The organism is Loigolactobacillus rennini DSM 20253 (assembly GCF_001436505.1).
Lineage (GTDB): Bacteria > Bacillota > Bacilli > Lactobacillales > Lactobacillaceae > Loigolactobacillus > Loigolactobacillus rennini.
Genome location: NZ_AYYI01000014.1, coordinates 1 through 15172 on the forward strand (window position 1 = coordinate 1; position 15172 = coordinate 15172).

14 protein-coding genes are annotated in these 15172 nt (G+C 41.8%); 6 read left to right on the top strand and 8 right to left on the bottom strand.

The window, feature by feature from the left end; translation table 11 throughout:
- Positions 1-12 precede the first annotated feature (12 nt).
- The gene (locus tag FC24_RS02035) at positions 13-171 is read left to right on the top strand and encodes an ArsC/Spx/MgsR family protein (RefSeq protein ID WP_083485604.1); all 159 of its coding nucleotides are present in this window, start codon (positions 13-15) and stop codon (positions 169-171) included.
- 143 nt (positions 172-314) lie between these two features.
- Here the strand turns inward: FC24_RS02035 and FC24_RS02040 are convergent, their stop codons facing one another.
- Together FC24_RS02040 and FC24_RS02045 are read right to left on the bottom strand one after the other, a co-directional pair.
- Complete coding sequence (locus FC24_RS02040) at positions 315-875, bottom strand: hypothetical protein (protein ID WP_057873210.1); 561 nt, start codon at positions 873-875, stop codon at positions 315-317.
- A gap of 11 nt (positions 876-886) precedes the next feature.
- On the bottom strand, positions 887-2968 hold the full coding sequence (locus FC24_RS02045; protein WP_057873211.1) for an LTA synthase family protein: 2082 nt from the start codon (positions 2966-2968) through the stop codon (positions 887-889).
- Positions 2969-3194: 226 nt separating this feature from the next.
- Between FC24_RS02045 and FC24_RS02050 the strand changes: the two genes are divergently transcribed.
- From FC24_RS02050 to FC24_RS02060, 3 genes are read left to right on the top strand one after another with little or no spacing between them, the layout of a single operon-like run.
- On the top strand, positions 3195-4112 hold the full coding sequence (locus FC24_RS02050) for a metal ABC transporter solute-binding protein, Zn/Mn family (protein WP_057873212.1): 918 nt from the start codon (positions 3195-3197) through the stop codon (positions 4110-4112).
- A 38-nt stretch (positions 4113-4150) separates the two neighbouring features.
- A complete protein-coding gene (locus FC24_RS02055; protein ID WP_057873213.1) occupies positions 4151-4864 on the top strand; it encodes a metal ABC transporter ATP-binding protein in 714 nt (237 codons plus the stop codon).
- Positions 4857-5651, top strand: coding sequence for a metal ABC transporter permease (locus FC24_RS02060; RefSeq protein WP_057873214.1), 795 nt, complete (start codon positions 4857-4859; stop codon positions 5649-5651). Before FC24_RS02055 ends, FC24_RS02060 begins: the two co-directional genes overlap by 8 nt.
- A 414-nt stretch (positions 5652-6065) precedes the next feature.
- Here FC24_RS02060 and FC24_RS02065 read toward each other — a convergent pair whose 3' ends face one another.
- On the bottom strand, positions 6066-6443 hold the full coding sequence (locus FC24_RS02065) for a DUF1694 domain-containing protein (protein WP_057873215.1): 378 nt from the start codon (positions 6441-6443) through the stop codon (positions 6066-6068).
- Positions 6444-6771: 328 nt separating this feature from the next.
- Between FC24_RS02065 and hflX the strand changes: the two genes are divergently transcribed.
- Complete coding sequence (gene hflX, locus FC24_RS02070; RefSeq protein ID WP_057873216.1) at positions 6772-8046, top strand: GTPase HflX; 1275 nt, start codon at positions 6772-6774, stop codon at positions 8044-8046.
- Positions 8047-8225: 179 nt separating this feature from the next.
- Here hflX and FC24_RS02075 read toward each other — a convergent pair whose 3' ends face one another.
- Positions 8226-9395: a M20 family metallopeptidase gene (locus tag FC24_RS02075; protein ID WP_057873217.1), complete on the bottom strand. Its 1170-nt coding sequence runs from the start codon at positions 9393-9395 to the stop codon at positions 8226-8228.
- Between the two features lie 70 nt (positions 9396-9465).
- Positions 9466-10941: a peptide MFS transporter gene (locus tag FC24_RS02080; protein ID WP_057873218.1), complete on the bottom strand. Its 1476-nt coding sequence runs from the start codon at positions 10939-10941 to the stop codon at positions 9466-9468.
- A 277-nt stretch (positions 10942-11218) separates the two neighbouring features.
- On the opposite strand from FC24_RS02080, the gene FC24_RS02085 reads away from it, so the two are divergent.
- Positions 11219-12673, top strand: coding sequence for an NCS1 family nucleobase:cation symporter-1 (locus FC24_RS02085; RefSeq protein WP_057873219.1), 1455 nt, complete (start codon positions 11219-11221; stop codon positions 12671-12673).
- Between the two features lie 59 nt (positions 12674-12732).
- Here FC24_RS02085 and FC24_RS02090 read toward each other — a convergent pair whose 3' ends face one another.
- From FC24_RS02090 to FC24_RS02100, 3 genes are all read right to left on the bottom strand, one after another.
- Positions 12733-13302, bottom strand: a complete 570-nt coding sequence (locus FC24_RS02090) for a hypothetical protein (protein ID WP_057873220.1) — start codon at positions 13300-13302, stop codon at positions 12733-12735.
- 249 nt (positions 13303-13551) lie between these two features.
- Positions 13552-14289, bottom strand: a complete 738-nt coding sequence (locus tag FC24_RS02095; RefSeq protein ID WP_057873221.1) for an alpha/beta hydrolase — start codon at positions 14287-14289, stop codon at positions 13552-13554.
- A 19-nt stretch (positions 14290-14308) separates the two neighbouring features.
- On the bottom strand, positions 14309-14806 hold the full coding sequence (locus FC24_RS02100) for a shikimate kinase (protein ID WP_057873222.1): 498 nt from the start codon (positions 14804-14806) through the stop codon (positions 14309-14311).
- Positions 14807-15172: the final 366 nt, after the last annotated feature.

Sequence of the window (15172 nt, forward strand, 5' to 3'; positions counted from 1 at the left end):
GACACACTGGCTATGCTTTGCGCAGAACCGCGCCTGTTGCGGCGGCCGATTATTGTAGATGCGCACAAAGTGCAAATCGGTTTTAACGATGACGAAATCCGGCAATTCGTCCCCCGCCACATCCGCCGGTTAGAATTTATGCAAACCATGATCGACGCAGCAGAAATTTAAACGCGATTGATACCACTGTTTAATAAACATCGCCCTGATTAAATCTACGCCAACAATTGTTTACAACAATAACAAAAGCCAGCCAACTCCCACCGGAATTGGCTAGCTTTTTTACTCATTATTCAAAGCGACACATCGCTTTGTCACCTTTCTGACCAAGCAGCTTTAAGGGCGCTGGCTAGTCCTAAACCTAGTCCTAATAAAATGCCTAAGCCTAATAGTAACCAAAACACCCAGCCTAAAGCTCGGTGGTCATAGCGACTTTGTGCTAAAACGCCTAACATGGTCCCAACGACAGTCCCGATCAACAATCGACTACCAAAAATTAGCGTCAATAATTTATACGTGACCTGTTCTAACTGTGCATAATAAGTTTGCCACTGATGATAAGCCGGATTAACCACTAATGGATTGTCCGGCGCATCTACAGTGAAAACTTGTTCTGCTTGCGCCAAAGCCGCGCTTTCTGATTGCCCAGCTGCCATTTGCGCTTGAATGTAATCAATCATGTAACCAGCTAACTCATCTGCTTCAACTAGATGTGTTTTAGGTCGAAAGCGAAATAACCCGTGATAATGGATATCGCTGCCTACTCGTGCACCTAATTGTTCAAAATAGGTCTGTTCATTTTTAACTAAGCGTAAATGCGTTTGTTGACGGGCATAATGTTGAATCGCTGCTTGTGTTGTTTTACTAATGACCAAACTGGAACCTCCTATTTTGCTTCTGCCGCATCAGTATGGTACAAGTTCGTGGTAGTCTGTTCATGATCTTGTGAATACAAACTAGTTGATTTTTTGCCTAAACGCTGCCGTAATTGGGCTAACTTGGCCATACTATCGGTATAATCATAATTTTTCGGTTGGATTGGCTTAAAGCCTTTAGGGGTGTAGAAACGTAATAGATTTTCATTGTTAAGCTGATCAGATAACTTTAACGCAGTGGTGACTTGGTTGCGTTCCCCTTTTACCTGTGCTTTTTGTTGTTTAGACATTTTTTTCACTGGCTGTCCAGTTTTCTGATCATAAATCGTATTGCCAGCCTTGGTATATTGCGGACTCACCCAATCACCATCCCGAAATGGGACAACTTGATCATGTTGTGGCGAAAATACATCTGTACCAAATTGCAAATACCGTTTCGTTTGAATGCCTAACAAATGCTCTAAAGTTGGTAAAACGTCAACCTCGCCAGCGTACTGTGTTTGAATGCCACCTTGATTATACCCCGGAATGTGAATCATGAAGGGAACTCGTTGCATTTGCGCATCATCGTAAGCGTTCCAGTCGTCAGCAGACTTCCCTAATAACGGTGCTAAATCTGGATTACGGCTTTTTGAAATCCCATAATGGTCACCATACAGCACAATAATGGATTTATCATATAAACCAGAAGCTTTCAAATAATTAAAAAATTCTTGAACGGACTGGTCTAAATAATGTGCGGATTGAAAATAATTGTTCACTGAACTATCATCCGTATTTGCTTTTGGAAAATCAACATCTTGGCTATCCATCTCAAACGGAAAATGATTAGTTACCGTAATAAATTTTGTATAAAACGGCTGCTGCAGCTGTTCTAAATACTTAATTGACTCTTGAAAAAGCAACTTATCTTTCAAACCATAACCAATGCTACGGTTCCCTTCAGCATCATAATAGCTTTTATCAAAAAAGTACTGGTAGCCCATATTTTTATAAACATTATTCCGATTCCAAAAACTAGCGACATCGCCATGAAAAACAGCGGAAGAATAGCCTTGCTGTTGCTTTAGAATCGCCGGTGCTGCCTGAAAAACATTATCACTGCCTAATTGTGAAAACAATGAGCCTTCTGGTAGACCATAGGTACTGGTTTCTAACAAGTTTTCTGCATCACTGGTTTTCCCCTGCCCTACTTGATGAAAAAAATTAGAAAAGGCATAAGTTTGCTTGTTATGGTACAACCGATTTAAAAAGGGCGTTACTTCTTTACCATCTAATTTATCATCAATCAAAAATTGTTGAAAACTTTCTAAATGAATGACGATCACATTCCGCCCTTTTGCTAGGCCAAATAGTTTGGGGTTAGGGGCTGCATAGTGTTGCTTAATGTATTGCTGAACCGTCGCTAGGTCTGACGTGTTGGCATCAGCCCGCACTTGATCATTACGGGCTGTTTTGTACGCATCATTAACTGTATAAGCGTCAATACCTAAATATTTAACAATGTAGTTACGATCAAAAGTCCGGGTAAGCAACTGGGGACGGTTCATTTCACCTAGCGTTAAATTAAACGCAAAAAATAAAAGACTAAACGATGTCAACGCCCAAGGTAATCTTCGCGGTAACGGTCGTTTATCCACTTTAATTACCCGTGCCAACAATAAAACCAGCAAAATGATGATATCTAACCAGTACAACACATCATGCGGTTTAGTTAGTGCTAGTGAACTGCCACTGAGACCATTGGAAACTTTTGAAAAACCAGTAATCGTGTTGATGGTCATAAAATCCGTAAATTCACGGTAATAAATGACGTTAAAATACAGCAATGCTGTATTGGCTGTATGTAACAGCAGCAAAAGTCCATAGGACCACCAAGGCTTTTTGACGTACAACGCCAATCCAAAAAGCAATAAGGTGGTAGCCACAGGATTAAGCAGCAATATAAAATATTGATAGACACCGCTAACTCCCAACGAAAAATCGGTGAAATAAGCTAAGAGTGTTTTTAACCAAAATAAGATAACGACTAAACAAAAAAAGCCGCTTCGGTGATTAATTTGTTTCCAACCCGCTGTTAACAAAGCATTCACACTTTCTTTAAAATGGTTTCCTTATAAACAAAAATAGAATGCCATTTTATTTTTATCATGAAATTCCTTGCTTAGATGCAATTAAAGTGCTTGACAAAATAAATTTTACCAGTAAACTAAATGAGGTGCGCATTAGATTACACCTAATTATATTTCAGTATAACAAATCTCACGGCATTCGCTGCAGCAAATGGCGAAACATTAAGCTTTTTTAATTGAATAGGAGATGACAAAAATAACTTTACCCAAACAACACCGCTTTTTAACGCTACTGATGTGCTTCACACTGCTTTTATTAATCTTAAGTGGTTGTGCGCAAAAAACAACGACGAAGCACCAAGGCATCACCGTGGTCAGTTCACTTAATTTTTACGGTGAAACCGCCAAAGCCGTTTTAGGCGATCACGGAACCGTACACACGATCGTCACCAATCCCAATACGAATCCGCATGACTTTGAACCTACCACTAAAACAGCGCGTACCGTGGCCCAAGCCGATTTAGTACTAATGAACGGTTTAGGCTACGATGATTGGATGCAAAAACTAGTCGAAGCAAACGACAATCAAGTCGCCACCTTAAACGTAGGCAAAGATATTTGGCATAAAAAAGCTGGCAGCAACGAACACCTTTGGTACCAGCAACAAACCATGCCAAAATTAGCGCGTCGTTTAGCCAAGATTTTTGGTCAGCAAGACCCTAAACACAAAACCGCTTATCAGCGCAATGCCAAAAAGTACATCCGCTCGCTTAAACCGCTTAAAGTCAAACAAGCGCAACTCAAGCAACATAGTCATCACCAAATGGTCGCAGTGAGTGAACCTGTGTTTAATTACGCGCTGGCGGCTTTAGGTTACCGCATCAGCAATGCCCAGTTTGCCCAGGCAATTGAAGAAGGAACCGACCCCTCTCCTGCACAAATCAAAGCCTTACAAACCGACATTAAGCAACGACGGATCGCTTTTTTTGTTGAAAACAAACAATCTAGTGACCAAGTAGTTAAAAATTTGGTTCAATTAGCCAAACGGCACCAAGTTCCAGTGCTAAAAGTGACCGAAACCTTGCCACAAGGGTTAAACTATCAACAATGGATGCTGCAACAATATCAGCAACTGGCTAAAATTCAGCAAAAGCAAGCACATTAAATCACATCTCTAGAACGCCGCATGTAAGGAAGGTTGTTATGACGCAAAAACCACTTTTAACTTTAGATCACTTAGCCGTTCGTTTCCCAGACCGGCAAGTTTTCCAAGATTTAAACCTCACGTTAGATCACGGCCACTTTCTCAGCATTGTAGGAGAAAACGGTGCTGGTAAAACCACTTTAATCCGCACACTACTGCACCAACTAAAGCCTAGTGCCGGTACCGTACGCTTTTTCCCTAACCGTAAAGCCATTAAAATTGGGTATGTACCGCAATTTCGTAATTTAGATAAAGAATATCCGCTGACCATCCGCGATTTTATCAGCTTAAATTTAAGTGGCATCCGCCTACCTTGGCTATCCCGTAAAGAACGGCACGCCATTAATCAAGTCATTCAGCAAACTAATCTTGCTGCCATCGCTCAGCGACCACTAGGAATGGCTTCTGGTGGGGAAAAACAGCGCGCTTACTTGGCTCAAGCTTTGGTAGAAAAGCCAAATTTACTGATTTTAGACGAATCCACTGCCAGTTTAGATAACGTGATGAAATACGATCTTTTGGAATTGGTTAAAAAAATCAACCGAGAACAAAAATTAACCGTCATCTTTGTTACTCATGATTTACCTTTGGCTAAACAGTATGCAGATGAATTTTTATTGTTGCAACGACAAGGCTACCAAACGGGGCCCATCGCTAATTTACCTGAGGATGCGCTAGTTAGTGCACAACATGGAGGTGCTGCTCATGTTTAGTCTCCCGTTCATGCAAAATGCTTACTTGGCAAGTACCTTTATCGCCATTATCAGCGGAATTATCGGTGTTTTCGTGATCGCCCGCAACATGTCTTTTTTAACCCATACCTTATCTGAAATTGGTTTTGCCGGCGCGGCCTTTGGAATCTTTGCGGGCTGGCCGCCATTAAACGGGATGCTCTTTTTCACCATTATCAGTTCGGTGATTGTAGGTCAATTAAGTGTCAAAGCTGACCGTCGTGAAGCTTCCATTAGTGCGATCTCAAGCTTATTCATCGGTTTGGGAATTTTATTTCTGTCGCTGACGGATAAATCCTCTAGCTACGCGACCAGCATTTTATTCGGTAGTATTATCGGGATCAGCCGCGCAAATGTGTGGCAAGTTGCACTTTTATCCATAGTAGTATTATTGATAGTTGCAATTATCTACCGCAACTTAAAATTTGATTCTTTCGACCCTGTCGGCGCCCGGGTAAAGGGATTATGGACCAACACATTATCGATTATCTTTTTAATTCTGTTGGCGCTGTCAGTCAGTGTTGCCGCGCAAATTGTTGGCTCATTACTAATTTTCGTTCTGCTTACCTTGCCGGCCGCTAGCGCTCGTTATTTTGCCCATACTGTTAGCAAAATGATGCTCGTCGCAGTTATCCTTTCTTTAGCTGGCGTTTGGGGCGGCCTTTACTTAGGTTACTTAACCAATTGGCCTGTTAGTTTTTTCATTGCTACCATTGAATGCCTGTTTTACTTAGCAGCATTAGGCTACAATCGTTTGCGGCAAGGTTAGTACGTGCAATCATAAAAGCCACCTGGAAAGAAGTTTAATTTCTTGCTAGGTGGCTTTTATGCTGCATTGCCTTTGTAAACGTGCTTTAACAGGCAATTATTTCCGCTTGCCATGTTTCAACTTGGCGGTTTTCGCCTTAGTTGAATGGTCAACGCCTGGAACATCAGAGATTTTCGGTACGAAAATCCTCCTTAATTGTGGAATAGTAGTTACAACAGCCAAAACATTTGCTTCGCAAATAACTTGGCTGTTTAGACTAATGCTGCTTTAATATTTTTATCTGTCGTCACTGCTGTAAACGTGCTTTAACAAGCAGCTGTTTCCGCTTAGCTACAGACAGGCAACCATTTGCTGCGCAAATAATTACCTGTCTTAGGCTAATGCTCAACAGCTAAGCGCTTGTTAAAGCACTCTTTATAACACTATTGGTCTTGTTATTTTTTTGCTGCCGGCTATTACTAAGCCGAAGTCATTTTCTTGTAGTGGCTGCTTCACGCGCATGCCGTTTTGCGCCAGGATGGTGAACGGGTAATTCATACTGACTGCCACTTTTAAGTACTGATTAACAATGGTTTTGCCCATTCGGCCGTTAATGTAGATGCGCAAGCCCGGATAACGTCGTAATACATTGCGAACCAATTGTTCTGCTTTAGCCGTTCGCAATTGCCCTACCGTCAGCGCTAGTGCAACGCGGTCACGGTAATTGCCTAAAAAGGCACGTTTTTCATCTGGTTTTAATTGCGGCGCTCCGAACACATGACTCTTTAAATAATCTTGAATATCCTCTGCCATGACGCAGCCTCCTTTTAATTTAAGCTTCCATCAGACTAGTTTACGTTCAAACACTTCACATGTTACAATAGCTTTGCGACAAATCTATTTGAATGCAGGCTTTGTCACAAATTCACTTCCTGCATTCACGTCAAAGCCTATTTTACCGCAAAATGTGCTTTAGGCGTAAAGGAGCGATTCATCTAATGAGCACGAAGAAACGTATTTCCCAATAATTGACCGTAACTTTAAGTCAGCAGCGCTTGGTGGCCGCTAGATTGTTAAATCAATTCTAACAACGGACTGATTTAAACGATTAGTTGTCACACTAGCGCTCTCTGGAGGAAATATGCAAAAAATTGAATCAACAAAAGTGCTAATTGGTGGCGTTAGTCAAAATCAACCTTATTTTGAAAGTGATTTAGCCGAATTAGCAGAGTTAACTAAGGCCAACAATATGCAAGTTGTAGGCACAGTTCGGCAAAATCTCGACCATGTGGTCACAGCAACTTATTTTGGTAGTGGTAAATTAGCTGAGATCAAAGCTTTAGCTGCTGAAAAAGATGCGCAGTCACTAATTTTAAATGACGAGTTGAGCCCATCGCAAATTCGAAACTTAGAACAGGATTTGAAGTTGCCGATTATCGACCGGACACGTTTAATCTTAGCAATTTTTGCCAACCGCGCCAAAAGTCGGGAAGCAAAGCTGCAAGTTCAAATTGCGCGGCTGCAATATGAATTACCTCGACTAAGAATTGGTGAAGAAGCTAACTTCATGCAACAAGGCGGCGGTCCAGGCTTTGCCAACCGTGGTAGTGGTGAAACCAAGCTGGAAATGAACCAGCGGACCATTAAAAATAAGATTAGCCAGTTATGGCATGAATTAAAAGCCATGAACGTTTCCCAACAAACCAAACGGCAACAACGGCAGCGGACTAACATCCCAACCGTCGCGTTAGTCGGTTACACCAATGCGGGGAAATCGACCACCATGAATGGGCTGTTACGCCTGTTCAATCCAGACACCGCTAAAACAGTTTTTGAGCGTGACATGTTGTTTGCAACTTTAGACACTAGCGTTCGGGAGATCACACTACCCACTAATCAGAAGTTCCTGTTAAGTGATACCGTTGGCTTTATCAACAAATTACCAACTCAGTTAGTAAAAGCGTTCCGCTCCACTTTAGCCGAAGCTGCAAATGCCGATTTATTAGTCCAAGTCATTGACTTCTCGGATCCACATTATGAAGAAATGGCAAAAGTGACCAACGCAACCTTACGTGAATTGCAGATTGCCGACATTCCGATGATTTATGCTTATAACAAGGCAGATCGTAAACCTGGTACGCAATTTCCACTACAAACTGGGGAACACGACTTAGTTTACGCCGCAAATGATCAAACATCATTAAAATTACTGGCGGAAATGATTGCCAAAGCCTTATTTTCTGATTTAACACAGGTTGCTTTCAACATTCCATTTACTGAAAGCAAATGGGTCGCTTATTTGAATCAGCACGCACATGTATTAAGTCAGAATTACTCTGCTAACGGTACACAACTAACGGCGGAAGTCACCTCAACCGACCGCCAACGCTTAGCCAAATACGTGGTGAACCGGTAAAAATGTTTCACAACTATTAAACTCATTTGGTAAGACCTGATGCAGTTTTAAAAAGAAGTAATCGTTATTCACGATTGCTTCTTTTTTTATTGTACACTGTGTACTGAATTTCCTCTAAATTAGTAGCTAAACTAACCGAGGTCTGGCCCAGTTAAGTGCGACCACGTTTTTTACCATCATTAGCATTGATGATTTAATAGTACCTGCTGTGCTAACTGCTGCATAACCCGTTGACAGCGGGTTAAATCAGCAATTTCAACATACTCATCTGGTTTATGGGCACGTTGAAGATCTCCCGGGCCATAGGATAAACAGTTCACGTTCTTCAACTGCCCGACGATGACAGCTGTATCAGAATAGCCAGTGAAAACACCCATTTTGGCTGGTCGTTTCGTCACTTCTTTAACAACCGTTTTTAAGTTAGCCAATAATGGGCTGGCTAAATTTTCTTCAATCGGCGGTCGGTCACCATCAACGATCATATCCACTTTTAATCCTGGAAACTCATTTTTAGTGTGAGTAATTTCTTGTTTAAACAGCTGCAATACTTTTTGCGTCGTCAGTGGCGGGACCAACCGTAAATCCACCCACACCTTCGCTTGATCGGGCACCACGTACGGGCGGTATCCGCCTAGCATTTTACCAAAAGTAATGGTGGTCAGTCCAAGTTTAGGGTGTGTTGGAAAAGCTTGAACTTGTTGTCGAATCGCCGTCATCAGTTGTGCTAACGCTGCATTAGCGTCAATACCTTGTTCAGGTGTACTGGCATGAGCAGTCATACCATGAGCCACCAACTGAATCCAAGTCCGACCTTTATGGGCCATTCGAATTAAACCATTAGTGGGTTCGCCATCTAAAACCCAATCTTCTGGTCCGACCCAACCAGATTGAATTGCTTTTTCTGAACCACGCATATAATCTTCTTCATCTACTGATGCAATGAATACAAAATCGTGCCGCAAAGGTTGCCCAGCAGCAACTGATTGAGCGATTGCCGCAAATGCTAATAACGCGCTGGCCAATCCACCTTTCATATCGCAAGCACCACGGCCATACAAGCGGCTACCCTTGATTTCTCCGGACAAGGGCCGTGTTTGCTGCCAATCATCCCCTAAAACCACTGTGTCCTGATGGCAAATATAAACTAAAGCAGGGTGCGCTGTCTGACCTTTTAGCCAAGCATGCACGTTATAACGTTTAGGCAACACCTCATCCGTTTCAACCTTAGCTCCCGGTGCATGTTGTTTCAGCCAAGCATTGATAAATACCGCAATTTTTGTTTCATATGCCCCTGGGTCACTACTATCAATTTGAACTAATTGGCGTGTCAGCCGCGTAACGTCATCCAAAAAGACATCAACTCCTTTCTCGTTGTGTTTATCTTCATTATCTGCTTTTTAACAAGCGCTTTCAATCCCATTAGTCTTCAGCAGTCACTTCGGCTAAGCCATGCATTAACTGTTTAATCCGCGGCACAAATAAAACTAAAATAAATCCAGCAATCACGCTGACACTACCGATAGCAAAGAAATAGGAAATTTCGGTTGTCGGTGAATAGTAGCTGACTAATTGCGAGTTAAAAGCCTGTCCCACTGCATCTGCCAAAAACCACATGCTCATCATCTGAGACCTAAAAGCAGCCGGCGCCAATTTGGTAGTGGTTGACAAACCAATCGGTGAAATGAAGCATTCAGCAATTTCCACCACTAATGCGGATGCGATCAGCCAAAACGGGCTGACCCGACCTGCCGTACCGTGCAGCAAACCTGGTAACGTCATCAGCAAATATGAACAGCCTGCCAAGATTAAACCGATGGCAAATTTACCTGCAGATGATGGCTGACGCTTCCAATGCTGGATCAACCAAGTAAATCCGGGCATTAAAATCGTAATAAAAAACGGATTTAACGCTTGAAAATTAGACGAATGCAACTGCAGCGCCCCGATATGTAAAATTGTTCGGTCTTCCGCAAATAAAGTCATCACCACAGACCCAGATTCTTGAATCCCCCAAAATAGGACAATGGCGATAAATAGCGGAATATAGGCTAAAACGTGCTTTTTCTCTTTTGCCGTCACTTTTTTACTAGTCAACATCACCGTAAAATAATAGAAGGGTAACGCGACTGCAATAATGGTAATTAATAGAATAATCGCATCAATGGTCAATTTACCCATACCAGCTAAAACAACTAAAATGATGGCTAAACTGCCCATACCTAACGCAATTAACCGCAAAATTTTTTGCCGTTCAGTTGGTGTGATCGGATTACTAGGCTTTTTAGCCGCAGCGCTTAAATGGTTCCGGCCACGATAATACTGAATTAAACCAAACAACATCCCAATGGCTGCTAGTGAAAAGCCAACGTGAAAACTATAGCCTTGGCCAATACTACCCACCACAATGGGCGCAATGAACGAGCCAAAATTAATCCCAAACACAAAAATAGTAAAACCGACATCCCGATTTTGATCTTCTTCGCTATAAAGTAAGCCAACCATGTCTGACACATTAGGTTTTAAAAAGCCTGTTCCCACGACAATTAACGCAATTGAAACAAATAACGCCCAAGCACCGCTGGGAAATGACAACACAATGTGACCCAGCATAATTAAAACCCCACCGTACAAAACGGTCTTAAAACTACCCAGCAAACGATCGCCAACCCAACCGCCTAACACCGCAGCAAGATAAACTAACGAGCCATAAATTGCCATGATAGAAGACGCAGTTCCTTTTTCTAAACCCAAACCACCTTGAGTGACCTGATAATACATGTAAAACAATAAAATCGCGCGCATACCATGATAGCTAAAGCGCTCCCACATCTCGGTGAAAAATAGCGTCGATAACCCCCAAGGCTGCCCTAAAAATTTGCGTTCTTTTCGTTTCATTTTTCCACTTCCCACTCCTTTAGCATTACATGATCATAGTTTCACAATAATGAGATTACAAATACATCTGTCACCACTTTAGGCTGTTGTGTCCTGGTTGTCAACAAATTTTTAGTCTAGCTAAAATTAATTTAGCTTGCATTATCCTTGTCATATAAGCAAAAAATTGATGATTGAGTTTGAATCAGATTGACGTTCATTTTAATTTCGCATAAGCTTCAACTGTAATCGTTTTCATTATTATTGTGATAAAACAAACGAAAGGAAACAAACTAGCATGACAACTTATCAAAAAAAGACTCACGACTTTGTTGAATTAACCCCGGCTGGCATTAAAAAAATTCAAACATACCCGAATAATGTTTATAACGATGAAACATGTCCCATAGGTGGTAAACACCGAACTTGGAATGCTTTTTCCTTTGCCTCTTTGTGGGTGGGAATCATTGTTTCAATTCCTGTCTACATGTTGGCAAGTGGCCTTTTATCCGGTGGAATGAATTGGTGGCAAGCCATATTTACCATCGTTTTAGGGCACGGGCCAGCGGTGCTTCTTGGCCATTTTGGAACCAAATATAGCACTAATTTTCCCTTATTATCCAAATTCGCATTTGGACCAAAGGGTAACGTTTTGCCAACCTTAGTCCGTGGTATTCTCGGCTGTTTTTGGTTTGGCATTCAGTGTTGGATCGGTGGTACCGCCATTCACTCAATTCTTTCTGTCCTTTTACCCGCCTTTTCTAACCTGCCATTTAATCATTACATTGCGTTTTTTCTTTTTTTGTTTATCAATGTCTATCTTGGTTTAAAGGGCTCAGGCTTCATTAAATTTATTGAAAATTATCTTGCCATCATTTTGATTGTACTATGCTTCATTGTCATTGTCTGGGCAAGCACTTTGGCAGGCGGCTTTTTTAATGTTTTCAATAATGCAGTTGCCCAAAGCGGTTCGGGCAACTTTTGGTCCATTTTCTGGCCATCGCTGACCTCAATGATCGCCTTCGATAGCACCATTGCTTTAAACATGTCTGATTTCACCCGCCACGCAAAATCACAAAAATCGCAAGTGATCGGACAATTAATTGGTTTGCCGTTTACCACCTTATTCATCGTTTTAGTCGGTATTTTTGGTTCAGTTGGTTCCAAAATTGCGTTTGGAGAAGCCATTTGGGAGCCAGCCACACTCATTAGTAAATTTAATAATCCCATTGTGGTAGTTACCTTTTCTTTAGTCATTGCTGGTGCGGTGCTCACAACAAACGTTGCAGGTAACTTGATTCCTGCTGGCATTGTTTTTTCTTCATTATGGGGAAAAGTAGTTAAATACAAGCGTGCGATTCTAGCCGTCGGTTTATTTGGCATCGTGACGCGTCCGTGGGTTATCATTAAAAATCCCGCTAATTACTATAATTTCATTAATACAATCGCAACGGTTTTAGGACCTATGACTGGTATTTACATGGTGATGTATGCTAAACCCCTTAAAAAGCAACTGAATATAGTTGATTTGTTCCGACGAGATGGTGGCGCCTACTATTACACTAATGGCTGGAACATTAAAGGTGTCTTTATTCTGGCATTAGTCACATTAGTAGTTTTACTGGGTAAATTTATCCCTGCCTTACAAGTTCTTTACAATAGTAGTTACATCATTGGTGTGCTAACTGCATCACTATTATATTTAATGCTTGACCACACTCAAGCTATCTGGACCCCGCGGCCTGAAGATTAAAACCAGCCTGCTGCAACCGGCAGGCTGGTTTTAGTGTGATTTTTATTTCTCATCCCGATTTATACTAGCAACGAAGTTTGCCAAGCTAACTGATTTAACTGAATTTGATCTAACATCTGTGCTTGTTTAGCATTAAAAACTAGATCTGCCTGCGGATAAACTTTTGCAGCAGTCGGCTTGATTGGCCGGAGCCGGTGATTAGTTAACATTAAAAATAGTCCAGGTCGTACCACTTGGCGCAATGAATTAGATTCACAAATCACTGCCGCATCAGCAGGAATTTGATTCAAAAATGTATTAAAGCCAGCCAGTAAGTGATCAGTGAACGCTTTTAATAGGAAAACTTGTTCACAACCAGCAGCTAATAAACGCATGGTATCTTTTTGGCCTTTTAGTTGTTTTTCCTCGGTTAATTCATAGCCAGAATCAATACTGGTACAAATACCGCAGCCCACACCGCCACGTTGACATTTTCCACGTTCACCTGTGATCGTCACTATTTTCAGCCCCACTAAGCGGTGCTGCTGTTTAAAGCGCTGGATTAACGCTGTTGCAACAACTGTTTTGCCACTATTGCGACCAGTCGAGCCAATTTGCAATAAGCGCGGAACGTTTAATGCTGGATTCACGGTAACCACCTACCTTTACCAGATTTTGAAGTAAAAAAGAAACACCAGTTGGTTAATTCAAAACGAATACTGGTCATTTTAAGCTTAATAATTTTTTTGAATCCTTAAATTTTTTGTCTCAATTTTATTATAAAGCGCTTTCAAAAATAGTCAAGCACCTTTAATTAGTACAAAAGCAATCTGCAATAAATCATTCTGAAAATGACTTACCACAGATTGCTAATTATTGGTAATACTTCAAACTTTAAATCAATCAGTCAAAAATTTCGTAACCTGCCGTAACATGACAGTACGAGCTGGGCCTTCAAATAAATGGTTGCCGCCTGGAATTTGGCGCAACACACTATTTTGATAATGCGCGCGAAACTGTTCCGAAGTTTGTGGCGGAACCAATTCATCCGCTGTCCCATGTAATAAGCAGACTGGTCCGTGGTATTGAGCTGCCGTTTCAAAAATCGGCAGTGTGCGCGCTGTCCGCAAGTAAAATCCGCCGACTTGTCGGTGCCGGAATGGGATTTGGTCGGGAATGTGCTGGGGATCATAACTTAACCCGTGTTGCCGCAAGCCATCATGTTTGACCGTAGCAGCTGGCGCCAGCAATACTAATTTATTGATGTATTCTGGATAATAACCGGCTAACATACTGGCCACCACACCGCCTTGCGAGTGCCCCACTAGGTAAATAGGAGCAGCTGGTAGCTGAAAGCGGACATAATCCAAAGCAGCTTTCGCATCAGCGATTTCATTTAAAACCGTCATATCAGAAAAATTGCCTTCGCTTTTACCGTGACCATTAAAATCAAACCGCACAGTAGCAATCTGATGCGCATTCAACTGGTGAGACAGTTCATAAAGCAAAGACGTTTTACTGTAGCCTAAATTTCCGGTAAAGCCGTGCATCAAAATCGCAACGCCTTGATTCGTGGCCGTTGCTCTTTCGTAGCGGCCATACAATTTTAAGCCATCACGTTTAAGTGTAATGTCCAACTCATGTCGCTCCTTTTGTTCAAGCTAATAATTGGTAGATTTGCTGGCTGATTGCTTCAGGCGTTAACGTATCCGTCACAATAGCGTGAGTTGCTACTTGTTCGTACAACGCTAACCGGCGCTGCCACAACGCCCGCACCGCAGCCGGGCCTTGTTGCAATAGCGGCCGGGTGGTATCACCTTTTAGCCGAGACAGCACCGTTTCAGGCAGTACTTTTAAATAAATCACCGGAATATGGGTTTGCTTTAACATCGCCCGGTTAGCAGCCGTTTCGACCACGCCGCCGCCAGCAGATAAAACCCCTTTTTTTGCTAAAGCTTGCTGCAAGGCTTGCGTCTCCCACTGACGAAAAATTGTTTCACCCGCTTGAGCAAAAATTTGCGGAATGGACTGGCCCACTAAGGTAATGATCTCATCATCTAAATCAATGTGTGGCCGCTGATAGTTTGTTGCTAACACTTGCCCCACAGTTGTCTTGCCTGCACCCATAAAGCCAACTAAAATCACATCTAGCATGTTTTGTGCTCCCTAAATAAAATTAACTATTGTTTTTAACGTCGCAACCGACACTTCTAATTGTCAGTATAGCGCAAATGGTATTTTTTCTGTAGGTGATTATTGTTGGTTTTGTGATATATCAAATGGTGTCGTAATCATCATTGTTTCAAGCTGGCGTGATACAGTATGTATTAGCAGATTGAATTACAACGTATTCAATTGCAAAAATCAAAATGCTGCCGCTTTTATCATTGGCTAATGCCCAATACCAAAAATGAAATCGAAGTCACTACAGCACATGGGATTTAGAAATTTGCTTATCGTTATAATAAGTAACATTTGAAGAAAGTGTGACTTTTCTCCGTTTTGTTCGTGAAAGTCATT

Bases quoted from the DNA above. Each gene is read 5' to 3' on its own strand.
- FC24_RS02035 (WP_083485604.1), top strand. From the start codon at position 13: ATGCTTTGCGCAGAACCGCGCCTGTTGCGGCGGCCGATTATTGTAGAT.
- FC24_RS02050 (WP_057873212.1), top strand. From the start codon at position 3,195: ATGACAAAAATAACTTTACCCAAACAACACCGCTTTTTAACGCTACTG.
- FC24_RS02055 (WP_057873213.1), top strand. From the start codon at position 4,151: ATGACGCAAAAACCACTTTTAACTTTAGATCACTTAGCCGTTCGTTTC.
- FC24_RS02060 (WP_057873214.1), top strand. From the start codon at position 4,857: ATGTTTAGTCTCCCGTTCATGCAAAATGCTTACTTGGCAAGTACCTTT.
- FC24_RS02065 (WP_057873215.1), bottom strand. From the start codon at position 6,443: ATGGCAGAGGATATTCAAGATTATTTAAAGAGTCATGTGTTCGGAGCG.
- hflX (WP_057873216.1), top strand. From the start codon at position 6,772: ATGCAAAAAATTGAATCAACAAAAGTGCTAATTGGTGGCGTTAGTCAA.
- FC24_RS02080 (WP_057873218.1), bottom strand. From the start codon at position 10,941: ATGAAACGAAAAGAACGCAAATTTTTAGGGCAGCCTTGGGGGTTATCG.
- FC24_RS02085 (WP_057873219.1), top strand. From the start codon at position 11,219: ATGACAACTTATCAAAAAAAGACTCACGACTTTGTTGAATTAACCCCG.
- FC24_RS02100 (WP_057873222.1), bottom strand. From the start codon at position 14,806: ATGCTAGATGTGATTTTAGTTGGCTTTATGGGTGCAGGCAAGACAACT.